Genomic DNA, 22950 nt, shown 5'->3' on the forward strand with positions numbered 1-22950 from the left:
AGCTCTGCCGCTGTTCACTCATGTGAACACCTCCTAGTTAAGTTCATTATTTAATGTCTCTTAACTGGTGTCCACTTTTTATTCTAGTTGCAAAACTCCGACTACAGCGCCGGGAACGGGCCCGGGAGGCGGAATAGTCGGAGAAACTCCGACTACAGCGCCGGGCGCGGGCCCGGGAGGCGGGATAGTCGGAGAAACTCCGACTACAGCGCCGGGAACGGGCCCGGGAGGCGGAATAGTCGGAGAAAGTCCGACTACAGCGCCCGGAACGGGACCGGGAGGCGGAATAGTCGGAGAAAGTCCGACTGCAGCGCCGGGCACGGGCCCGGGAGGCGGAATCGTCGGAGAAACTCCGACTACAGCGCCGGGCGCAGGCCCGGGAGGCGAGATAGTCGGAGAAGCTCCGACTACAGCGCCGGGCGCGGGCCCGGGAGGCGGAATAGTCGGAGAAACTCCGACTACAGCGCCGGGAACGGGCCCGGGAGGCGGAATAGTCGGAGAAACTCCGACTACAGCGCCGGGCGCAGGCCCGGGAGGCGAGATAGTCGGAGAAACTCCGACTACAGCGCCGGGAACGGGCCCGGGAGGCGAGTTAGTCGGAGAAAGTCCGACTACAGCGCCGGGGGCAGGCCCGGGAGGCGGAATAGTCGGAGAAAGTCCGACTACAGCGCCGGGCGCGGCCTGAGGCACAGACATCAAAGAAGACCGGCGGGCGCTAGGCCGGCCGGTCCTCCGTATAACGCGCCTTACAACTTAACCCAAGCGACGAGTCCGTCGGGTTGGTCGGGGTTGGTCCCTTTGCGCTCGGCGGCGACCAGGGCGGCGATCTGCGGGATGAAGATGAACGGAATGCCCTGCGCGGCGACGTCGAGCGGGCTCTCGGTCACGATCGAGAGATCCGTCAGCTCCGCCGGCGCCGCCTCGGCGCGGTCGGCGAACGCGATGACGCGGGCGCCGCGGCCCTTCAAATCGCGCAGCAGATTATGCTGATGCGTCGTGCCGCTGCCCGTCACCGCCGCGATGACGAGCGTCTCCGCGTCGACGGTGACCATCGGGCCGTGCCGGACGTCGAGCAGACGGTGCGAATGCGCCTGCATCTTGGCGATTTCGGTCAAGGCGATCGCTCCTTCCGAAGCGAGGCCGTACAGCTCGCCGTCGGCGAGGACGACGGCGTTCGTCCATTCGAAGTCGGCCGCTTGGCGGATGCCGTCCTCGACGCGCGCCATATACGCTTCGCCTTGGCCGATCGCCTTCCCGATGTCGGCGATCAGCGCTTCGTCGTCTCCGAGGTAGGCGGCGATCAACAGATTCGCGACGTACAAGTTCACGACCGTCCGCGTCTGGCAGACGCTGTGGTCGAACGCCCACGGAAGCTCGAGCGAGAAGTCCGCAAGTCCTGCAAGCGGCGAGCCTTCGACGCAGGAGAGCGCCAAGACGGGAACGGCGCGATCCTTCCGGACGAGGCGCAGCGCCTCCACGACCTCGCTCGTGCTGCCGGAGCGCGAAGGCGCGACGAGCAGCGCGTTCGCGAGCAGCGGCGCGTACGCATCCGCGTTCAGCATCAGGTCGCCGCCGGCGAGCGCGATCGACGGCAGGCCGGCGCGGAGACGGACGGAGAAAGCGGCCGACTCGCTCAGGCAGTAGCTGGAGCCGCAGCCGGCGAAGACGACGGAAGAGACGGCGGAAGCGCGAACGAAGGAGACGATGGCGTCCCGCTTGCTTTGCATATAATCGTAGGTTTGCTGTAAGGCGGCGTATTGCTGTTTGATTTCTTGATAAGTCAAACTCATGAATCAGGTACCTCCCCTATGAAAATGAGATCCAACCAATCATTCCTACCTCTCATTCTAATCATTAATATTCAAAAATCAATCAAAAAAATGATTGAAAAATTCATTTTCCAAAATTATTATTAAGTACATGAGGAGTTCATCGGGCAAGGGAGGGTCAACGATGAAATATGCAGCAGGCGTCGACGTCGGAGGGACGAATATCGTGTGCGGTCTGATCGAGGAGACGGGACGGGTCGTCGCGAGGAAGAAGTACGCTACGGCGCCCGAACGCGGATCGGCCGCCGTGCTCGAGGGCATCGCCGCGACCGTCGAGCGATTGCGAGAAGATGCGGGCATTCCCGCAGACGATCTGGAAGCGATCGGGCTCGGCATCCCCGGGCTGTTGGATCCCGAACGAGGCATCAGCGTTCGCGCCGTCAATTTGGGCTGGACCCAAGTTCCGGTAGCCGCCGAGCTGCAACGAAGGCTGGGGAAGCCGACGTACATCGATAACGACGTGCGCATGTACGCGTACGGCGAGGCGATCGCCGGCGCGGGGCGAGGCGCCCGCTATGTGCTCGGCGTGACGATCGGAACCGGCCTTGCGTCGGCGTTCGTTCAGAACGGCGAGCTCCTCTACGGCCATCGCTTCATGGCCGGGGAGATCGGGCATGTGCCGATCGAACATTTCGAATCGATTCCTTGCAATTGCGGACGGATCGGATGCCTCGAGACGGTCGTCTCCGCGACGGGCATCGCACGGCAAGCGCGGACGCGAATCGAGCGGGGCGAGCGCAGCTCGCTCGCCGAGCGGTTTCCGGATTTGTCGCGGCTGCGGTCGGTCGACGTGACGGAGGCGTGCCTCGCCGGCGATGCGCTCGCGAAGGACGTGTTGGACCGGACGGGACGGGCGCTCGGCGCCGCGCTCGCGTGGGCGGTGCCGTTGCTGTCGCCGGACGCGATCGTGATCGGCGGCGGCGGGGCGCTGGCCGGCGATGCGCTTTTCGTTCCGATGAAGTCGGAGTTGGATTCGCGATTGCTTCAGGATTATAAAGATCAGTTCGTTATCCGCAGCGCCGAGCTGCACGACGACGCCGGGTTGATCGGGAGCGCCTTATGGGCGCTCGCCCGCGGCCGGAAAGCACTTCATACCTAGGAGGAACCTATCATGCCCCTTATTTCTTCGACTTCGATGCTGCAAGCCGCCAGACAACAACAGTACGCCGTCGGCGCGTTCAACGTGCACACCCTCGAGATGCTGCAAGCCGTCGTAGAGGCCGCCGAGGAGACGCGTTCGCCGCTCATCATTCAATCCACGGTCGGCACCGTGAAGCATCTCGGACCGGATTATATCGCCGCCGCGGCGCGCGTCGCCGCCGATCGCACCGGGCTGCCGATCGCGCTTCATCTGGATCATTGCACGGACTTCGACTTGATCGTGAAGTGCATCCGCGCCGGCTATACGTCGGTCATGATCGACGCGTCCATGCATCCGTACGAGGAGAACGCGGCGCGTACGAGCAAAGTGATGGAGGTCGCCGAGGCGGCCGGCGTGAACGTGGAGGCGGAGCTCGGCAAGGTCGGCGGCGTCGAGGACGACATCATCGTCGACGAGCGGGACGCGCTGCTGGCCGATCCGAACGAATGCAAGGCGTTCATCGAGCGGACGGGCGTGCATACGCTCGCTCCGGCGATCGGCACGGCGCACGGCATCTACAAGGGCGAGCCGAACATCGACTTCGATCGGATCGCGAAGATCGCCGAGCTCGTCGAAGCGCCGCTCGTGCTTCACGGCGGCTCCGGCATTCCCGCGGAGCAGGTGAAGCGCGCGGTGTCGCTCGGCATGGCGAAGATGAACGTCGCCACCGAGCTGCGCATCGCCTTCTCCGACGCGATCAAGGACGTCTTCGCCGCGCATCCGGACGAGAACGACCCGCGCAAATACATGGTGCCGGCGAAGGCGGCGGTGAAGCGTCTCGCCATCGAGAAGATGCAGCTGTGCGGTTGCGTCGGGAAGGCGTAATCGCCGATGATCGCGACGGTTACACTGAACAGCGCTATCGATAAGACGTATTACCTGGGCGGTTTCGGGAAGGGGGGCGTCTACCGCGTCGCCCGCCAAATCGCCGAACCCGGCGGCAAGGGCAATAACGTCGCCAAGGTCGCTCGACTGTTGGGGGCCGAAGTCGCCGCTTCCGGCTTCGCGGCCGGGGCGAACGGCGCCTTCATCGTGGGGCGGCTGGCCGAACGCGGCATCCGGACCGCCTTCGTCCAGGCGCAGGGGGAATCCCGCATCTGCCTCAACATTATCGACGAGACCGACGGGAGCTCCACCGAGCTGCTGGAGCAAGGCCCCGTCGTTACCGAGACGGACGTCGCCGAATTGAAGCGGACGCTGCGGGAGCTCGCGTCGTCGTCGAGCATCGTCGTCCTGTCGGGCAGCTTGCCGCAAGGCGTTCCCGTCTCGCTGTACGCCGAGTTGATCGAGACGATCCGGACGGCGAACGCGAAGGCGTACCTGGATACGAGCGGCGCCGCTTTCGCCGCCGCGCTGCAAGCGAAGCCCGACTTCGTCAAGCCGAACGAACAAGAATTGGCCGCCTGGCTCGGCCGGGAGCTGCGCTCCGAAGACGAGGTCGCGCAAGCGGCTTCGAGCTTGGCGTACCTCGGCATCGGAGCCGTCTGCGTCACGCTGGGCGGACGAGGGGCGATCGCCTTCCTCGACGGGAAGGGCTACCGGGTGAAAGCGCCGAAGCTCGAAGCGGTGAACACGGTCGGTTGCGGCGACTCGTTCGTCGCCGGGATGGCGTACGCGGCGGAGCGGGGCGCCTCGCCCGAGGAGCGGCTGCGCTCGGCCGCCGCGGCCGCCGCGGCGAACGCGATGTCGGATCGGGCCGGGCATCTCGAACTACGAAGATATAAGGAGTATCTGAACGAGGTCGAAGTGACCGCGTTCCGTTGACGGAAGGCCGGGCGCGCCTTCGAGCTCCTTTTCAACCTAGCCTCCGCTTGTTAGAATATGGAGAGACGCGGGCCGGCTCGGCCCATCGAAGGAGAAGCGCATGGAGCATTCGAAGGGCGAAAGCCGCCGATTAAAGCTGCTGGAACGAATCAAACAGAACGGCAAAGTGTCCATCCAAGAAATCGTCGACGAGATGGGATGCTCGGAGGCGACGGCGAGGCGCGACCTGGACTTGCTCGAGAAGGCGGGGAAAATTATCCGCACGATCGGGGGAGCCGTCAGCGAAGGCGCTTCGTCGGCGCTCTCCGGGGAGCTTCCTTTCGCGAACAAGCGCTCCTTCCTCCGTCAGGAGAAGGAGCGCATCGCGGACACCGCGGCCGGCTTGGTCGAGGAAGGGGACGTCATCTGTCTGACGGGCGGGACGACCACCTTCTTCATCGCCAAGGCGCTGAAGGAACTGAAGGAACGCCGGAACCTGACCGTCGTCACCAACGCGGTCAACATCGCCGCCGAGCTGGCGGATGCGGAGGATATCCAGGTCGTCGTCATCGGCGGCGTCATGCGGTCGAAGAGCTACGAGCTGACCGGGCCGTTGGCCGAGAGCGTCATCGAGAAGCTGAACGTCGCGAAGATGTTCCTCGGGGTCGACGGCGTCTCGCTTACGCACGGGTTCACGATGCACTCGGAGTTGGAGGCGCGCATTGCGCAGCGGTTGATCGAACGGTCGGCGCAAGTATACGCGGTGCTGGATCACAGCAAGCTGCAGCGGACGGCGCTGTTCACGATCACCGCGCTGGATCGGGTGACGGGCATCGTCACCGACCGCAAGCCGGAGAAGTGGTTCGAAGACGCATGCGAGAATCATCGAATCCAAATTCATTATTGAAAACGCGGGGCCTTCCTCCGGTAGTTCATTCTGCCGAGAAGGCCCCTTCTTAGCGTTAAAACCTAGAGAGAGATCGGGAGGAATGGAGAGAATGAAACCATTGAAGACGGCGGTGATCGGGCTCGGCCGAATCGGCTGGTCGTATCATTGCCCGCAGCTTGCGAAGCACGAAGGGTACGCGTTGACCGCGGTCATGGACCGTTCTCCGGAACGGCTCGCCGAAGCGGAGCAGACGTTCGGCGTTCGCGGGTATCAAGATTTCGATCGATTGCTGGAATCGGAGAAGCCGGACCTGGCGGTCATCGCCTCGCCGACGATCTTCCATAAGGAGCAGGCGATTCGCGCCATGGAACGCGGCGTCGACGTGCTGTTGGAGAAGCCGATGGCGGGAAGCCTCGAGGAAGTGGACGAGATCCTCGAGGCGATGCGGAAGCACGGCAGAAGATTGATGGTGTTCCAGCCGCATCGGACGTATGCCGAATTTCTCGCGGCGAAGCGCATCGTCGACGGCGGCAAGCTGGGGCGGATCTTTATGATGAAGAGAGCCTCTTCCGGCTACGTCCGCAGGAACGACTGGCAATCGATGAAGAAATACGGCGGAGGTATGCTGAACAACTACGGAGCCCACTTCATCGACCAATTGCTCTGTCTGGCCGGCTCCGAGGCGAAGCGTGTCGCTTGCGGCATGAAGAACATCGCGACGCTCGGCGACGCGGACGACGTCGTCAAGCTCGTCATCGAGACGGAGAACGACATGACGCTCGATCTGGACATCAACATGGCGGCGGCCGTACCGCTCCCGCCGTGGACGATTCTCGGGCAGTACGGCGGCGCGAATTTGGAATATACGGAGCAGGGCGCGCGGTTCGTCGTCCGGTACGTCAAGCCGGAGGAGCTGCCGGACCTGAGCGTTCATCCGGAGTTAGCCGCTCCCGGGCGCACGTACGATAACGGGGATCGCCTCGTCTGGCATGAGGAGAGCGTTCGCGTCGACGAATTCCAACCGCTTAACTTCTACGATCAGTGCTGGGATTACTTCGCGCGCGGGGGGCCGTCCTTCGTGGCGGTCGAGCAAACCCGGGAAGTGATGAGAATCATCGAAGCATGCAGAGAACAGAACGCATCGGTCGAATCGCCGTTACCGGTATGATCCCCCAATTCCATACTGTCGCGAAGAGAGCATTCGGGTCCGAAGGACCGCCGATTGCTCTCTTCGCCGTTCCGCCGGTTCCGCGAAGAGGGGGACATCTGCTAGAATAAGGGGTCAGATCCGGGGGGATGAATATGGAATGAAGAATTTGTATAAAACTTTTTTTCAGAAAAAACTGTATGTCAAAATTATCGGGCTGTTCTCCGTCATGACCGTTCTGAGCGTCATCACGCTTTTCTACATGTTATCCGCGGTCATGTCCGAATCGATCACGCGGGTGGAGCTCGACAGTCAAGAAGAGGCGATGGAGCTGGTCGACGACGTCATTCGCTCGAAAACCGAGCAGGCGCAGTCGTTGATGCTGGCGATCTATCGCAACGACCCGTTGTATTCCGACTTTTCCGCTTTCCTTACAAGCTCGTATGAAGACTACATTCAAAAGCGGCTCAACCGCGCCCATCAATACCCGGGATTCGACTTCCCCAACGCGACGAGGTATTTCAAAGATTTCATCGACGACAACCGGGATGTGCGGCATGCGATTATATACAGCGGAGAGACGCAGGCTTTATATGCGCTCGGGCCTAGCGGGAACCTGAAGCACGTGGAAGTCAACGCGTCGCGATCCTATATTCCCGAATTCATGTCGTCCGACGTGCCGCTCGTCTCCGTTCCGAACGTCTGGGTTCGCAAGGCGATCGGGGAATTCGACCCGAACTTATTCGCGGTCAGCGTCCCGATTACGCAAGTGCGGACGTTCCGTCCGATCGGCAAGCTGGTCCTGCTGTACGATACGGAAGCGATCCGGAGAGCGGCGGGGGAGAAGACGGAGGCGAAGGGGAGCATCGGCGTCGTCGCGGCGGACGGGAAGCTGCTGTATCGATCGCCGGATACGCCGAAAGACGTGACGTTCGCCCTGCAGCCGGACGCCGATGTCGAAGCGAATTATTATATTACGACGGTAGCGAACCCCGCGGGCGGATATACGGTCGTAAGCGCCGTCTCGAAGGCGCTGATCGCGGAGCAGTCCCGAGGCGTCCGAGTCGGATTAGCGATCGTGGGCTTGGCCTGCATCGGAATCGCGATCGCGGTGTCCTCCTGGTTCATCGTGAGGCTCTCCAAGCGGACCAACCGCATCATCGGCTTTATGCGGCGGGCGGAAACCGGCGACATGGCGGTCCGAATTCCGGACGAGAAGGAAGACGAGCTGGGTCAAATTTCAAGGTCGTTCAATCAGATGCTGGACGAGCTGTCCAAATATATCGACCGGGTATATAAAGCGGAGATCAAGCAGAAGAACGCGGAGATGGCGGCGCTGCAGGCGAGGGTCAATCCGCATTTTCTCTATAATACCTTGGAAGTGATTCGCATGAGAGCCGTCTCCCAGGGCGCGAAAGACGTCGGGGAGATGATTTACAGCATGTCGTCCTTGTTCCGAAATTTCGTGAAGCCGAAGCCGAGGCATACGCTGCGGGACGAGTTGGGCAATTGCCGGCTGTATCTGGAATTGTTCCGGATTCGTTACAAGGACAAGTTCCGGTACGAGATCGACTGCGAGCCGGAGCTGAGGGAGATGGAGATCATCAGCACGTCGCTTCTTCCCATCGTAGAAAATTATATCGTACACGGATTGCGGACCGAAGCGTCGGATAACGTCGTTACGATTCGGGCCGTCCGGGAAGGAGACGACATCCGGTTCGTCTGCGCCGACAACGGCGCGGGGATCGAACCGGATCGGCTGGAGCGGATTCGCGCGACGCTGAACAACCCGGACGCGGAGTCGGAGTCGTTCGGATTGCGCAGCGTGTTGGAGCGGCTGGTGTTGTTCTACGGCAACCGCGCGCGGCTCGAGATCGACAGCGCGCCGGGGGTCGGCACGACGGTCGCCGCTTGGATTCCGATACAAGGAGAACATTCGAATCATGTATAAAGTGTTTCTCGTAGACGACGAACCTTTCATCATCGAAGGGTTGTACGACATACTGGATTGGTCGGAGCTCGGGCTGGAAATCGTCGGCAGCGCCGGGAACGGGAAGGAAGCGTCGGCGGCGCTGCGGACGGCGCCGGCGGACATTCTGATTACGGATATTTCCATGCCCTTCATGAACGGCCTGGAATTGATTCGCGATATTCGCGGCGATCGACCCGACATCCGGGTCATCGTGTTAAGCGGCTATAACGAATTCGAATACCTGAAAGAAGGGCTTGTACTTGGCATTGAAAATTATTTACTGAAGCCGATTAACGTGGAAGAGCTCCAGGCGACGCTGCGGAATACGGTCGAGAAGCTGGATCGGGAGCAGGAGCCGCCTAAGCTGCAGGGAAGCGACATCGGCATTCTGAAGGAAAACATTATGTACCGTTGGGTGACGGGCGGCATCTCGGAGGCGGAATTGGCCGAACGCGCGGAGCTGCTGCATATCGATATCGGCCGCGCCTGCTTCTTCGTCGCCCTTCTTCGAACGGACGGCGATCCGGAAGCGCTCTACCGGACGGCGGCGGAGCTCTTGCCGCCGGCGGTCCCGTTCCACGATCTGAACGGAGACGTCGTCGTCCTGTTCCTGACGGACGACGCGACGGAAGGGAAACGGGAGGCGATCGAACGACTGCAGCGGCTGCAGCGCCGAATGGAACCGTTCGGGGGATGCCGGATCGCGATCGGAAGCGTAGAGCGCGACGTCGGAGACGTGCGCAGCAGCTACGCGAACGCCCAGAAGGCCCAAGAATACTTCTTGCTCTACGATCGCCGCGAGATGCTCGATTACGCCTCGCTCCCGATCGGCGGCGAGCCGGCGCTGAGGGGCCTGCCCACGGAGATGAACTACGAGAAGTTGATTTTCGCCAAGGACGAAGAGAAGCTGATGCAGCGGATCGAAGCGGATTTCGAAAGCTTACAGCAGCTCGAAGGGATGACCCCGGGGTATCTTCAAAGCCTAGCGGTAGAGATGATCATTCAATTGCAGATGCCTTTCCGCGCCGGGCAGCACGGCGGACCTCCCCTGTGGTACAGCGAAGGGATCAAGAAAGCGGCCGCCGCGGCGTCCAAGGAACAGTTGATCGGCATCGTGAAAGAGGCGGCGCGACGAATGATGGAGTCGCTGCGCAAGGACGGCCGGAGTCCGATCGTACAGCAAGTGCTGAAGCATATTCACGAGTCCTATGCGGAATCCTTATCGCTCAAGTCGATGGGGCAGCGCTACCATGTCCATCCCGTATATTTAGGCCAGTTGTTTCTGCGGGAAACCGAAGTGACGTTCTCCGAATACGTGAACCGGTATCGGATCGAACAGTCGAAGCGGCTGCTGAAGGAGACGAACGAGAAGGTGCAGGAGGTCGCCCAGTCGGTCGGGTATTGGGAGATCGGTTACTTCTATAAACAATTCAAAAAATACGTCGGGTTATCCCCGACGGAGTACAGGGAACTGTCGTAAAGTACGCAGTTTCCTTTAATTTATCCAGCGAATCTTTAGTTTGATTCCTATTTGAAAATGCTTTCATGATTTAGTGTTAAGAGGTAAGCAACACATAAGAATCCAAGCGATGCAAAAGGGAGAGAGAAAGAGATGGCAATGAAGAAGAAGCGTGTAGGAACGACGGTCGCCTCGCTGCTCGTTACGGCGCTTGCGTTAACCGCTTGCGGCGGCGGCGGAAGCGCATCCCAAGGAACGGCGGAACAACCGGTAGAATTGCTCTGGTACACGATCGGCACTCCGCAGAAGGATACGGATCGCGTCATGGAGGAAGTCAGCAAGTATACGAAAGAAAAGATCGGCGCCACGGTCAAGATGACGCAAATCGACTGGGGCGACTATACGCAAAAGCTGCAGGTCATGGCGGCGGCGGGCGAGCCGATGGATATCGTATTCACTTCCTCTTGGGCGTTCGATTATGTGCAAAACGCGCGGAAGGGCGCCTTCCTGCCGATCGACGACCTGCTGAAGGAACACGGTCAAGGGATCGTCGAGACGTTGGACCCTGCGTTCCTGGAAGGTTCGAAGGTGGACGGCAAAAATTACGGGATCCCGGCGAACAAAGAGCTCCCGGCGCAAGAAGTATGGCGCTTCAACAAACAATATTTGGACAAATATAACCTCGACTACACAGGCGTCTATACTCTCGAAAGCTTAGAGCCGCTGCTGAAGACGATCAAAGAAAACGAACCGTCGGTAACGCCGCTCTCCCTCGATAAGAACTACAAGCCGTATGTCCCTTACGACTACGTGATCGAAGGGCTGCCGATGGCGGTGGCGCTGGACACGACGGATTACAAAATCGTAAACCTGTTGGAGACGCCGGAGATGAAGCAGGCGCTCGAGACGATGCACAAGTACTACAAGGCTGGGTACATTCCGGCGGAAGCCGCGACGATGACGTCCGCGACCGATATTCAGACGGCCGGCACGTGGCTCGTCGATCGCGCGACCACGCAGCCGTTCGCCGACAATCTGTGGTCGGAAAGCTTGGGATACCCGATCGTATCTACGCCGGCCAGCGAATCGACAATTTATAACTGGTCCGTCATGGGCTCCATGCAGGCGATCTCGGCGAATTCCGAATATCCGGAGAAGGCGATGGAGTTCCTGAATCTGCTGAATACCGACCCGTATCTTCGCAACCTGGTGGATTCCGGCATCGAGGGCGTTCACTACGAGAAGGTCAGCGACAACGTCATGAAAAACTTGGACGAGTCCAAAAACTACGATATGCCGACGTTCTCGTTGGGCAACGTCATGCTTACGTACTTGAACCCGACCGATCCGGAAAACAAGTGGGAAGAGTTCCAAAAGTTTAACGATGCCGGCAAACCGGCTCCGCTGCTCGGCTTCAACTTCGATACGTCGAACGTCAGCACGGAAATCGCGACCGTCCAGAACGTGAAAGAAGAGTTCTGGTCCGCCCTGATGACGGGGACAGTCGACCCGAACGAATTTACGCCGAAGGCGATCGAGAAATTCAAGGCCGCGGGCCTCGACAAGATCATCGAGGAAGCGCAGCGCCAATTGGACGAATGGCGCGCCGCGAATCAATAAGGTAAAGCGCGAGGGCGGGGGCGAATGTGAAGCACATTCGCCCTCTCCGTTTCGCCGATTTTCACGGATACAGCCGGAACGAGGAGGGTGAACGATGAGTGCCGTCAGGCGATTATTCAAGGATTTAAACGCAAACAAAGCGATGCTGTTGATGGTGCTGCCTGCGACGGTATGGTTTTTGATTTTTTCTTATTTGCCGATGGCCGGCTTGGTCATCGCATTTAAGGAGTACCGTTATTCCAGAGACGGATTTCTTGCCAGCATTCTTAACAGCGCTTGGGTAGGGTTCGAGAATTTCAAGTTTTTATTCAGCACGAACGATGCATGGATCATTACCAGGAACACGGTGCTTTATAACGTGGTCTTTATTGTCCTCGGTTTGTTGTTAGCCGTCGGGATGGCCATCGTGTTGTCGGAAATCGTCAACAAAAAATTAGCGAAGGTGTACCAAACCGGCATGTTTTTGCCACACTTCTTATCATGGGTCATCGTCGGCTACTTCGTTTTCAGTTTCCTTAGCTTCGACCGAGGCGTCTTGAATCAGCTCATGGAAGCGCTCGGTCTCGAACGGACGCAGTGGTATGCGGACCCCGAGCCTTGGCCGATCATCATCGTGTTGGTCAACCTATGGAAATCGGTAGGGTACAGCAGCGTGATTTATTTGGCGGCCATTACCGGCTTCGACAAGTCTCTGTATGAAGCGGCCATGATCGACGGCGCCAACAAGTGGCAGCAAATCCGAAGGATTACGATCCCCTTGCTTATTCCGATCATGACGATTATGACGCTGCTCAATATCGGCAGGATCTTCTATGCGGACTTCGGGCTGTTCTTCCAAGTGCCGAGAGATTCCGGGGCGTTGTATTCCGTTACGAACGTTATCGATACGTATGTGTACAGAGGCTTGACCACGACCGGAGAAATCGGCATGAGCACGGCCGCAGGCTTCTATCAGTCGATCATCGGCTTCCTCTTGGTCATCACGTCTAACTATATCGTCCGCAAAATCAATAAAGATAATGCGCTGTTTTAATTTTCAACGCCGAAGGGGGGCAGGAATCAGATGTTGGCCGTAACCAAAAAAAACCGCGATTTCCACCGGATCTCTCCCGTGGGGAATGCCATCTTCCATGCGATCGCCGGATTGTTCACCTTCGCGTGCGTATTCCCCTTCGTGTTCGTCATCATCATTTCCTTCACGGACGAGAGCACATTGGCTAGGAACGGATACTCGCTGTTTCCGGAGAAATGGAGTTTGGAAGCGTACCGTTATATTTTGTTGACCGGGGAACAGCTGTTCAGATCTTACGGAGTGACGATCTTCGTGACCGTCGTAGGCACGATCGTCAGCATGGTGTTCATCGCCTTGTTCGCGTATGCGATCTCGAGGAAGAGCTTTAAATACCGAAACTTCTTTTCGTTCTTGGCTTTCTTCACGATGCTGTTCAACGGCGGCTTGGTGCCGACTTACATCGTCGTCACGCAGTTGTTGGACTTGAAGGATACGGTGTGGGCGCTCATCCTTCCGATGGCGGTCAACGCCTTTTATATCATGATCATGCGTACGTTCTTCGTGACGTCGGTGCCGGATGCGATTATCGAGTCCGGGAAAATCGACGGGGCGAGCGAGTTCCGCATTTTCACCACTCTGGTCCTTCCGTTGTCGCTCCCGGGTCTGGCTACGATCGGATTGTTCAGCACGCTGGGATACTGGAACGATTGGTTCAACGCCCTGCTGTACATCGACGATCCGGGCCTCGTGCCGCTGCAATCGATGCTGATGCGGATCGAAAACAGCATGTCGTTCCTGCTTCAGAACACGTCCAACGCGTCGATCAACGCCGGGATTCTCCAATCGCTGCCGCAGGATACGTCTCGGATGGCGATGGTCGTGCTGGCGACCGGACCGATCGTGCTCGCCTACCCGTTCTTCCAGCGGTATTTCATTCAAGGCTTGACGATCGGCGCGGTGAAAGAATAATTCGTCCTGGAGGAACCAACACACATGGAACAATTTAGATTACCGAAAATTCCGATGCCGGAGCTGCCGCTGCCCGAATCGATCCAAGCCGTGTGCCGGGAAGCGGAAGAGAAGCTGGCTCATCGTCCGAAGCTGCTTCGCCAGTTTTTGAACTGCTTTCCCAACACGCTGACGACGACGACCAAGCTGACCGACGACGGAACGACGTTCGTCATTACGGGGGATATCCCGGCGATGTGGCTTCGCGATTCCGTGGAGCAGGTCGTGCATTATCTTCCGTTCGCGAAGCGGGACGCGGACCTGCAGCGGATCGTCGGCGGCTTGATTCGGCGGCATATCGAGATGATCCTCATCGATCCTTATGCGAACGCGTTCAACGAAACGGCGAACGATTGGCACTGGAACGCGACCGACGAGACGGAGATGTCGCCTTGGGTGTGGGAGCGCAAATTCGAGCTCGATTCCATCTGCTTCACGATTCGCCTGGCGTATTTGTATTGGCAGGAAACCGAAAGAACGGACATCTTCGACGCGAACTTCAAGAAAGCGATGCTGAGAATCGTAGATTTATGGAAAACGGAGCAGCGCCACTTCGAGCTCTCGCCGTACCGCTTCGCGCGGGATAACGGCATCCCGACGGACTCGCTGCGCAACGGCGGGCTGGGGATGCCGGTCAATTACACAGGCATGATCTGGTCCGGCTTCCGCTCCAGCGACGACGCTTGCGATTTCCACTACAACATTCCCGCCAACATGTTCGCCGCGGTCGCGCTGCGATACATGCGCGAGATGGCGGAGTGGGTGTTCCGGGATATGGCGCTCGTGAAGGAGCTGACGAAGCTGGAGGCGGACGTGGATCACGGGATTCAATTATACGGCATCTATCGGCATCCGGAATTCGGGCCGATCTATGCCTACGAAACCGACGGATTCGGCAACTACTGCCTGATGGACGACGCCGGCACGCCGGGTCTGATGTCTATCCCGTATCTCGGCTACGCGGCGGCGGACGATCCGATCTATCGCAATACGCGCAGATTCGCCCTGAGCAAGAGCAATCCGTTCTATTACGAGGGGAAAGCGGCGAAGGGGATCGGCAGCCCGCACACGCCGCCCGGCTACATCTGGCATATGGCGTTGTCGATGCAGGGGTTAACGGCGACGACGGCGGAAGAGAAGCTTGAGACGATCGCGATGCTGGAGGCGACGGATGCGGATACGGGGTATATGCATGAGGGCTTCCATGCGGACGATCCGACGAGCTTTACGCGGAAATGGTTCGCCTGGTCCAACAGTCTGTTTTCGCAGCTAGTGTACCGCGCGATGAAAGAAGGGATCTTGTGAGCCGAATGAAGGATACGATTATATTCTACGACGTCGAGTTTCCGGGCGCGGAGCATGCGCGTCCGGATCCGGACGCGCTGCGGGCGATCGGCACGGTGGTCGGCGCGCGCGAGCTGTCGGCGGCGCTTCGCGCCTCTTCCGGCGGATGCTTCGTGACGCTGCATGCGCCGTATTTTCCGAAAGCGGCTTGGGAAGACATCCTTGCGTATCTCGCTCGAGGCGGCGGATTGATCAGCGTCGGCGGAGCGCCTTTCAAGCGGCCCGTCCTGGAGTCCGGCGGCCTGTGGGCGGCGGAGCCGGAACAAACCGCCTACCACCGGGAGCTGCGCATCCACGAGACGCTTGCCGTCGATTCGAGCCCGATCGATCGCTTCGAGGCGCTGGGCGACGTCCCGATCTTCGCCGGGAAGGAATCGTTGTTCGCGCCGGCGGAGACGTGGAACTTGGTCCCTCACGTCTCCAAGAGCAGCGATCTTCCGCATCAGATGGGTTCGGCGGGACCGATGGACGCTCATCTGTATCCGGTGCTGAAGGGGATTTCCGCGGCGGGACGCGAAGTCGCCGCACCCGCGGTGCTGTGGGAGCATACGAAAGGCGAGTTCGCGGGAGGACGCTGGTTGTTCGTCACTCAACCGGCGGAGGCGCGGTTTTGGGCGAACGGAGGCGTCGACGCATTAGCCGAATGGGCCGAGTATTGCGCGGCGGGCGCGACCGAGCTTTGGCTGAAGCCGAACTATGCTTCCTACGAGCTCGGCGAACGGCCGATGCTGACGCTGCAGACGCAGCGTCTCGGGCGGCTTGGCGGTTCGGAGCCGAAGGAATGGACGTTCGCCATAACCGTATGGCATGCGTCGAACGCGGCGGAGCCCGTATGGCGTCGGGAGCTGTCCGTCTTGGCGACGGAGCGGCAGAGCATTACCCGCGTGACGGTTCCGATCGGCGTCGAGCGAGGGTTTTACCGGGTGGAATGCGTTGCCGTCTCGGCGGACGGGGAAACGCGCACGCTCCGTCAAGGCTTCTGGGGACGCGACGAGGCGATGCTTGCGGAAGGAACTCCCGTGTCGGCCGGTCGGGATTATTTCGAGAAGGACGGCAAGCCGCTTCCGGTCGTCGGGATGACGTATATGACGTCCGACGTGGCGCGGAAGTTTTTGTTTTTGCCGAACGCGGCCGTCTGGGATCGGGACATGGCGCAGATGCGCAAGGCGGGGATCAATTGGATTCGTACCGGAATCTGGACCGCTTATCGCAATATCATGCAGGTCGACGGCCATGCGTCGGAGGAGGCGCTTCGCTCGATCGACGCCTTCCTGATGACGGCGAAGAAGCATGATCTCCAGGTGACGTTCACGTTCTTCTCGTTCACGCCGGAGACTTGGGAAGGGGTCAACCCTTATTTGGATCCGCGCAGCGTGGAAGCGCAGAAGCGGTTCATCCAATCGATCGTCTCCCGCCACAAGGATACGACGAACGTCGATTGGGACTTGATCAACGAGCCTTCCATGTTCGACCCGGCGCGCATCTTCTCGAACGGTCCGCGGTCCTGCCGCGATCGATTCGAGCAAGAGGCGTTCTCCGCATGGCTGAAGGAGCGGCACGGCGACATCGAAGCGCTGCAGGCGCGATGGAATATGACGCCGGGGCAGCTTCCGAATTTCGACGCCGCCCGCCTGCCGGAGCCCGAAGAGATTAACTTCGACGTCCAAGATATGCATCAGGGGAAGAGAGGGACGCGCTGGCTCGATTATGCGTTGTTTTCGATGGAGATGCACAATCGGTGGGCGAAGCAGCTCTACGACGCGATCAAAGCGGAGTGTCCGCGCCATCTCGTGACGGTAGGGCAGGACGAAGCGTTGGGCGCTCAGCGTCCGTCCCCATTCTTCTATGCCGAGGCGGTCGATTATACGACGGTCCATTCATGGTGGCTTAACGACCACCTGGTCTGGGACGGCATCTTCGCCAAGACGGCGGAGAAGCCGAATTTGATCCAGGAAACCGGGATCATGTACGTGGAGACGCCGGAGGGACGCGCCAAGCGGTCGGAGCTCGAGCTGCGGAACATTCTCGAGCGGAAGTACGCCTATGCATTCGCCGCCGGCGGCGCCGGCGCGGTACAATGGATCTGGAACACGAACTTCTATATGGATAACGCGAACGAGTCCCATATCGGCGCCTTGCGCGCCGACGGCACGGAGAAGCCGGAGGCGAACGTCTCGTACGACTTCGGGCGGTTCATGAACGAGATCCGGGAGCTGTTCCGAGGTCGCCGGCTGGAGGATGTGGCCGTCGTATTCCCGTATTCGAACGACTTCTCCAATCGAAAGCTGGCGTTCGACGCCACGACGCGGCTGACGCGCGCGTTGGCTTACGAGCTGAAGGTGCCGTTCCGCGCGGTAGGGGAATATCACCTCGACGCGCTGGAGCAAGCGCCCGCGAAGCTGATCATGGTGCCGAGCCCGCACAATATGGACGACGCCGCGTTCGCGAAGCTGACGGACATCGCCGATCGCACCGGCGCCGTCCTGCTGCTCACCGGACCCGCCGGGCTCGACGCGTATTGGCGAACGTCCGAGCGGCTGACGCGGACGCTGGGCCGCCGCGGCTTGCGCAACGTGCTGCGGGAGGAGGCGCTCGACGTCGGGGGCGAGATCGTCCCGGCGTCGTTCGGGAACCGACGGATCGCCGAAGCGTGGAAGGAGGTTCCGGCGGAGCCGTCTTCGGAGGCGGCCGACCGCGTGCTCGACGTTCCGCTCGGCGGCGGGCGGCTCGTCTGGAGTCCGCTGCCGGTAGAGCTGAACGACCGGTCGGAGCCGATCCTCGCGCTGTATCGGTACGCGCTGCGCGCGGCCGGCTGCGGGAGCGACCTGGAATGGCTGGAAGGCGGGCGCCTTCCCGGCGTATACGGTAGGAAGCTTCGATTCGACGAAGGATCGCTCCTGATCTTCGTATCGGAATTCGGGCACGACGCGGCCGTGAAGGTGAAGGACCCGGAGACGAACCGCACGTACTCGTTCCTGTTGGCGAAGGAACGCTCCGTGCTGTTCGCATGCGACGCGGACGGCCGAGTGACGGCCGCGTACCGCCCGGAGGAAGTAGCGATCGCCGTCGACGGCGAGTAAAGAGGAGGCTGCCCAACGATGACCGCGCAACGAACCGCGCATCTCGTATCCCATACGCACTGGGATCGGGAATGGTACTTGCCTTACGAGAGGCATCATGTTCGATTGATTCAATTGATGGACGACTTATTCGAGACGCTTCGAACCGATCCGGACTATAAGAGCTTCCACCTGGACGGGCAGACGATTATCTTGGAAGACTATCTGCAGGTTCGCCCCGAGCGGAAGGAAGAGCTCGAACGTTGGATTCGCGAAGGGCGGATCCGCATCGGTCCTTGGTACATCTTGCAGGACGCGTTCCTGACGAGCTCCGAGGCGAACTTGCGCAATCTGCTGATCGGGCATCAAGACGCCCGCCGGTACGGCGCGATCGAGAAGGTCGGCTACTTCCCGGACACGTTCGGGAACATCGGGCAAGCGCCGCAAATCATGAAGCAAGCGGGGATCGACAACGCGGTATTCGGCCGGGGCGTGAAGCCGACGGGCTTTAACAACACGGTGGCGGACGGCGATTACGAATCCTCCTTCTCGGAGTTGATCTGGGAAGGTCCGGACGGCTCGCAAGTATTGGGGTTGTTGTTCGCCAACTGGTACAGCAACGGGAACGAGGTTCCGGCGTCTCCGGAAGAGGCGAAGGCGTATTGGGATCGAAAACTGGCCGACGCGGAGAAATATGCGTCGACCGGGCAGCTGCTGTTCATGAACGGCTGCGATCACCAGCCGGTTCAGAAGGATTTATCGGCGGCGCTCCGACTCGCCCGCGAGCTGTATCCGGATACGGCGTTCGTCCATTCGTCCTTCGAGGAATATTTGGCGGCGCTCAAGCGGTCGCTGCCGGAACGGTTGTCCGTCGTCAAGGGCGAGCTTCGCAGCCAGCGCACGGACGGCTGGGGAACGCTCGTGAACACGGCTTCCGCAAGGGTGTATTTGAAGCAGATGAACCAGACGGGTCAAGCGATGCTGGAGAAGGTGGCCGAGCCGCTCGCCGCGTTCGCCGCTTTGCTCGGGAAGCCGTATCCGCATCATCTGTTCACGTATGCGTGGAAGACGCTGATGCAAAATCACCCGCACGACAGCATCTGCGGCTGCAGCGTGGACGAGGTTCATCGGGAGATGATCGCCCGCTTCGACAAGAGCCGGCATGTGGCCGAAGCGATCGCGGAGGAGAGCAAGCGTTACGTCGCCGAAGCGGTCGACACGTCCGGCTTCGCGACGTTCGGCGCCGACGCGGTGCCGTTCGTCGTGTTCAACACGACGGGATGGGCGCGCAGCGGCGCCGTCGAGGTCGAGCTCGAGCTCGAGCGGCTGTATTACCGGGACGGGGTCCCGCAGGCTGAGATGATCCGGCGAATGAAGTCGGTCGAGCTTGCGGACCGCCGGCTGGTGAACGCCTCCGGAGAGGCGATCCCGTTCGAGATGGAGGATCTCGGGGTTCGCTTCGGATACGACCTGCCGGACGATAAGTTCCGTCAGCCGTACTGGGCGCGCAAGGCGAAGGTTACGTTCGAAGCCGCGAGCGTGCCGGCCCTCGGGGTCGCGGCATATGCGCTCGTGCGGTCGAAGGAAGCCGCCGGGGCGTCGTCGTCGGATTCCTTGCTGCGGGGCGATCGTTCGATGGAGAACGATCGGCTCCGCGTCGAGATCGGCGACGACGGCGCGCTGCGGGTGACGGACAAGACGACCGGCCGGACGTATTCCGACCTATGCGTGTACGAAGACACCGGAGATATCGGGAACGAATACATGTACAAGCAGCCTAACGGAGAAGCGGGCCTTACGACCAAGGGGCTGTCCGCAACGATCCGGACGGTCTTGGATCGGCCGGATCGCGCGACGATCGAGATCGTCCACGACTGGCATGTGCCGGCTTCGGCGGACGAGCGCTTCGAAGAGGAGATGCGGGAAGCCGTCTATTTCCCCGATCGGCAAGCGGGGCGAGTCGAGCGGACGGTGCCCCTTACGATTCGCACGCGGGTGAGCTTGGGCCGTTACGGCAAAGGGGTCGAAATCGAGACCTCGTTTACGAACCGGGCCAAGGACCATCGCGTACGGGCGTTGTTCCCTACGGATTTATCGACGAAGCGGCATCGGGCGGATTCGATCTTCGAAGTGGCGGCGCGCGATAACGAGCCTTCCGCCGAATGGACGAATCCGAGCTATTGCCATCATCAGCAGGCGTTCGTCGACGTAAGCGACGAGCGCGGCGGGCTGACGATCGCGAACCTCGGATTGCATGAATACGAAATCGCACGGGACGGACGCAATACGATCGCGGTCACCTTGCTCCGCTCGGTTGCGGAATTAGGCGATTGGGGCGTGTTCCCGACGCCGGAAGCGCAATGCCTCGGAGACCACGCGTTCCGCTTGGAGATCATTCCGCACGCCGGAGACGGCGCTCGGACGGGCGCTTATGCGGAGGCCTACCAATTCCAAGCGCCGTGGACCGTATGCCAGACCGGCGTGCATCCGGGCGCCGTCGCATCGGGCTATGCTCCGATTCGTTGGGAAGGAGACGGAGTCGCGTTCTCCTCGCTCAAGTTCAGCGAAGACAGCGGGGATGCGACCGTTCGTTGGTATAACCTGACCGGGGAGGCTTCCGATGTCGCTCTCGATCTCGGCCAAGGCGTCGAACAAGCCTACAAGAGCGACGTCTTGGAGCGAGTCGGCGACATTGTGGTGACGGATGCCGAAGGCCGTTGCACGCTGTCGATCGGACCTTGCGAAATCATGACGATCGGTTTCCATAAGAAATAAACAAGAAGTCCGGTTCCGCCAAGGCGACAAGCCTTGATGGAACCGGACTTCGGCGTTTATTCAGGCACGGGCACGTCGGGTTCATTCCGCCTTGGCGGGTGGCAATGCGCCCTTCGCGGCGCGGATCGCCGCCTTCAGCCGGCCGTCGTGACGCAGCAGCAGGTCGGCGGCTTCCCCGGCGTTCGCGCCGGTTTCGATCATGAGAATCGCCGTCTTGACGTGCATATTGGCTTGCTCCAACGCTTCGACCGCTCGCTCTTCCGAGGCGCCGGTGCTCGTGCGCACCATGCGGATCGAGCGGTCGTACAGCTTCGTATTGCTTGCCCGGAGGTCGACCATCAGGTTGTTATATACTTTCCCCAGCTTGATCATGACGCCGGTCGTCAGCATGTTGAGCACGAGCTTCTGCGCGGTGCCGCTCTTCATCCGGGTGGAACCGGCGACGACTTCGGGGCCGACCACCGGCGCGATGCAGATGTCGCACGCTTCGCCGATGCGGGTGTGCGGATTCGTCGTGACGCCGACGGTGCCGGCGCCGAGCTCCTTCGCGCGGCGGACGGCGCCCAGGACGTAAGGGGTGGAGCCGCTGGCGGTGATGCCGACGACCACGTCCTTGGACGTGACGCCCTTCTCGTCCATCAGCCGCGCGCCGGCGTCCGCGTCGTCCTCGCAGCCTTCCACGGCCGTGCGCAGCGCGCCGTCCCCGCCGGCGATGTACGCCTGCACCAGCTCCGGCGCCGTGCCGTACGTCGGCGGGCATTCGCTCGCGTCCAGGACGCCGAGACGCCCGGAGGAGCCGGCCCCGACGTAAAACATTCGGCCGCCGTCTTTGAGGGATTCATAGATTCGGTCTACCGCCGCTGCGATCGATTCGATCTCCTTGCGGACCGCGAGGGGGACGAGCTGGTCCTCGTCGTTGATCAGCATGAGCATATCCCGGGTTTCGCACTCGTCGATAAATTGCGTAGCGGGGTTGATCTTCTCGGTCGTCAATTTCGCGAAGTACGAAGTCATCGTTCATCCATCCTTTTCTGCTGTGTAGATAACCTGGTCGTCATTGCGCCGCTCGCTCTAGCCCTTGACCGATCCTACGATCAGTCCCGCTACGAAGAAGCGCTGCAGCAGAGGGTACAGAATGATGATCGGCAAGGTGGAGGTGATGATGACCGCTGACTTGATCGACATGGCGATCGTGCTCTTGTCCGCCGAACCGGCGCCGTCGCCGACCATAGTCGTCCCGTTGACGATATTGCGCAGGAACAGCATGACCGGGTACTGACTCGTATTCAAGTAGATCAAGCCGTTAAACCAGTCGTTCCAGAAGAAGACGGCCGTGTACAAGCCGATGGTCGCCAGCGCGGGCGTGGACAGCGGCACGATGATCTGGCGCAAGATGCCGAAGTAATCCAAACCGTCGATAATGGCGGCCTCTTCGATTTCCGAAGGGACGGCCCGGAAGAAGTTGATCAGAATGATCAGGTTGAACTGGTTGATCGCGAACGGCAGCAGCATCGCCCACGCCGTGCCGGTCAGATGCAGGTTCGAAATGAGCAAGTAGGTCGGGATAAGTCCTCCCGAGAAAAACATGGAGAATACGACCAGCTTCATGACGATTCGCTGTCCCTTCAGGAAACTCTTGGACAACGCATAGGCGAAGAGTGTCGTCATGAACAGGGCGATCAACGTGCCCGCCACGGTGTAATACAACGTATTTCCATACGCCCGGAAGAAGTTCGGATACGTGAAAATTTGAATATACGCTTGGACGTTAAAGCCCACCGGCCATAGCGACACTTGGTTATTGACGATCGCGGACGGGCTGGACAAGGACATCGCCAGCATGTAGATGAAAGGCACGATGCAAATCAGGACGACCAAAATCATGATAAAATTGATGACCAGGTCGACGAACGTCATGGAATGAAGCTTTCGTTGCTGGACCACGCGCGGAT

Annotated in this window: 16 protein-coding genes; 13 read left to right on the plus strand and 3 right to left on the minus strand. The window is 60.2% G+C overall.

Annotated features, from left to right (window positions below; all coding sequences use genetic code 11):
- Positions 1-746 precede the first annotated feature (746 nt).
- On the minus strand, positions 747-1790 hold the full coding sequence (locus FE782_RS28780) for an SIS domain-containing protein (RefSeq protein ID WP_138197807.1): 1044 nt from the start codon (positions 1788-1790) through the stop codon (positions 747-749).
- Between the two features lie 163 nt (positions 1791-1953).
- On the opposite strand from FE782_RS28780, the gene FE782_RS28785 reads away from it, so the two are divergent.
- The 13 genes from FE782_RS28785 to FE782_RS28845 all read left to right on the plus strand — a co-directional run bounded on the left by FE782_RS28785 (position 1954) and on the right by FE782_RS28845 (position 20998).
- Positions 1954-2928 (plus strand): ROK family protein, encoded by a 975-nt coding sequence (locus FE782_RS28785; protein WP_138197808.1) that lies wholly within the window; start codon positions 1954-1956, stop codon positions 2926-2928.
- A 12-nt stretch (positions 2929-2940) separates the two neighbouring features.
- Positions 2941-3795 (plus strand): class II fructose-1,6-bisphosphate aldolase, encoded by an 855-nt coding sequence (gene fba, locus FE782_RS28790; RefSeq protein ID WP_202914628.1) that lies wholly within the window; start codon positions 2941-2943, stop codon positions 3793-3795.
- Between the two features lie 6 nt (positions 3796-3801).
- Positions 3802-4734, plus strand: a complete 933-nt coding sequence (gene pfkB / locus FE782_RS28795) for a 1-phosphofructokinase (RefSeq protein WP_138197810.1) — start codon at positions 3802-3804, stop codon at positions 4732-4734.
- A 100-nt stretch (positions 4735-4834) separates the two neighbouring features.
- The gene (locus FE782_RS28800; RefSeq protein ID WP_138197811.1) at positions 4835-5620 is read left to right on the plus strand and encodes a DeoR/GlpR family DNA-binding transcription regulator; all 786 of its coding nucleotides are present in this window, start codon (positions 4835-4837) and stop codon (positions 5618-5620) included.
- A 91-nt stretch (positions 5621-5711) separates the two neighbouring features.
- Complete coding sequence (locus FE782_RS28805; RefSeq protein WP_158299602.1) at positions 5712-6770, plus strand: Gfo/Idh/MocA family protein; 1059 nt, start codon at positions 5712-5714, stop codon at positions 6768-6770.
- Between the two features lie 139 nt (positions 6771-6909).
- Positions 6910-8700 (plus strand): sensor histidine kinase, encoded by a 1791-nt coding sequence (locus FE782_RS28810; protein ID WP_138197813.1) that lies wholly within the window; start codon positions 6910-6912, stop codon positions 8698-8700.
- Positions 8693-10201, plus strand: a complete 1509-nt coding sequence (locus FE782_RS28815) for a response regulator transcription factor (RefSeq protein WP_138197814.1) — start codon at positions 8693-8695, stop codon at positions 10199-10201. Before FE782_RS28810 ends, FE782_RS28815 begins: the two co-directional genes overlap by 8 nt.
- A gap of 132 nt (positions 10202-10333) precedes the next feature.
- A complete protein-coding gene (locus tag FE782_RS28820) occupies positions 10334-11800 on the plus strand; it encodes an ABC transporter substrate-binding protein (RefSeq protein WP_138197815.1) in 1467 nt (488 codons plus the stop codon).
- A gap of 94 nt (positions 11801-11894) precedes the next feature.
- A complete protein-coding gene (locus tag FE782_RS28825) occupies positions 11895-12833 on the plus strand; it encodes an ABC transporter permease (protein WP_138197816.1) in 939 nt (312 codons plus the stop codon).
- Positions 12834-12863: 30 nt separating this feature from the next.
- On the plus strand, positions 12864-13781 hold the full coding sequence (locus tag FE782_RS28830) for a carbohydrate ABC transporter permease (protein WP_138197817.1): 918 nt from the start codon (positions 12864-12866) through the stop codon (positions 13779-13781).
- A 24-nt stretch (positions 13782-13805) separates the two neighbouring features.
- Positions 13806-15125: a glycoside hydrolase family 125 protein gene (locus FE782_RS28835; protein WP_138197818.1), complete on the plus strand. Its 1320-nt coding sequence runs from the start codon at positions 13806-13808 to the stop codon at positions 15123-15125.
- A 5-nt stretch (positions 15126-15130) separates the two neighbouring features.
- Positions 15131-18244, plus strand: a complete 3114-nt coding sequence (locus tag FE782_RS28840; protein ID WP_202914630.1) for an alpha-amylase family protein — start codon at positions 15131-15133, stop codon at positions 18242-18244.
- Positions 18245-18262: 18 nt separating this feature from the next.
- Positions 18263-20998: an alpha-mannosidase gene (locus tag FE782_RS28845; protein ID WP_138197820.1), complete on the plus strand. Its 2736-nt coding sequence runs from the start codon at positions 18263-18265 to the stop codon at positions 20996-20998.
- Positions 20999-21079: 81 nt separating this feature from the next.
- On the opposite strand, the gene murQ is transcribed toward FE782_RS28845, so the two are convergent.
- Entirely contained in the window at positions 21080-22012 is a 933-nt protein-coding gene (gene murQ, locus FE782_RS28850; protein ID WP_138197821.1) for an N-acetylmuramic acid 6-phosphate etherase, read from the minus strand.
- Positions 22013-22069: 57 nt separating this feature from the next.
- Positions 22070-22942 carry a carbohydrate ABC transporter permease gene (locus tag FE782_RS28855; RefSeq protein ID WP_202914629.1) on the minus strand — a complete coding sequence of 291 codons (873 nt, stop codon included), beginning with the start codon at positions 22940-22942 and terminating at the stop codon, positions 22070-22072.
- Positions 22943-22950: the final 8 nt, after the last annotated feature.

Origin of the sequence: Paenibacillus antri, from assembly GCF_005765165.1 — a bacterium.
In the GTDB taxonomy this organism is placed as follows: domain Bacteria; phylum Bacillota; class Bacilli; order Paenibacillales; family YIM-B00363; genus Paenibacillus_AE; species Paenibacillus_AE antri.

Bases quoted from the DNA above. Each gene is read 5' to 3' on its own strand.
- FE782_RS28780 (WP_138197807.1), bottom strand. From the start codon at position 1,790: ATGAGTTTGACTTATCAAGAAATCAAACAGCAATACGCCGCCTTACAG.
- FE782_RS28785 (WP_138197808.1), top strand. From the start codon at position 1,954: ATGAAATATGCAGCAGGCGTCGACGTCGGAGGGACGAATATCGTGTGC.
- fba (WP_202914628.1), top strand. From the start codon at position 2,941: ATGCCCCTTATTTCTTCGACTTCGATGCTGCAAGCCGCCAGACAACAA.
- pfkB (WP_138197810.1), top strand. From the start codon at position 3,802: ATGATCGCGACGGTTACACTGAACAGCGCTATCGATAAGACGTATTAC.
- FE782_RS28800 (WP_138197811.1), top strand. From the start codon at position 4,835: ATGGAGCATTCGAAGGGCGAAAGCCGCCGATTAAAGCTGCTGGAACGA.
- FE782_RS28805 (WP_158299602.1), top strand. From the start codon at position 5,712: ATGAAACCATTGAAGACGGCGGTGATCGGGCTCGGCCGAATCGGCTGG.
- FE782_RS28810 (WP_138197813.1), top strand. From the start codon at position 6,910: ATGAAGAATTTGTATAAAACTTTTTTTCAGAAAAAACTGTATGTCAAA.
- FE782_RS28815 (WP_138197814.1), top strand. From the start codon at position 8,693: ATGTATAAAGTGTTTCTCGTAGACGACGAACCTTTCATCATCGAAGGG.
- FE782_RS28820 (WP_138197815.1), top strand. From the start codon at position 10,334: ATGGCAATGAAGAAGAAGCGTGTAGGAACGACGGTCGCCTCGCTGCTC.
- FE782_RS28825 (WP_138197816.1), top strand. From the start codon at position 11,895: ATGAGTGCCGTCAGGCGATTATTCAAGGATTTAAACGCAAACAAAGCG.
- FE782_RS28830 (WP_138197817.1), top strand. From the start codon at position 12,864: ATGTTGGCCGTAACCAAAAAAAACCGCGATTTCCACCGGATCTCTCCC.
- FE782_RS28835 (WP_138197818.1), top strand. From the start codon at position 13,806: ATGGAACAATTTAGATTACCGAAAATTCCGATGCCGGAGCTGCCGCTG.
- FE782_RS28840 (WP_202914630.1), top strand. From the start codon at position 15,131: ATGAAGGATACGATTATATTCTACGACGTCGAGTTTCCGGGCGCGGAG.
- FE782_RS28845 (WP_138197820.1), top strand. From the start codon at position 18,263: ATGACCGCGCAACGAACCGCGCATCTCGTATCCCATACGCACTGGGAT.
- murQ (WP_138197821.1), bottom strand. From the start codon at position 22,012: ATGACTTCGTACTTCGCGAAATTGACGACCGAGAAGATCAACCCCGCT.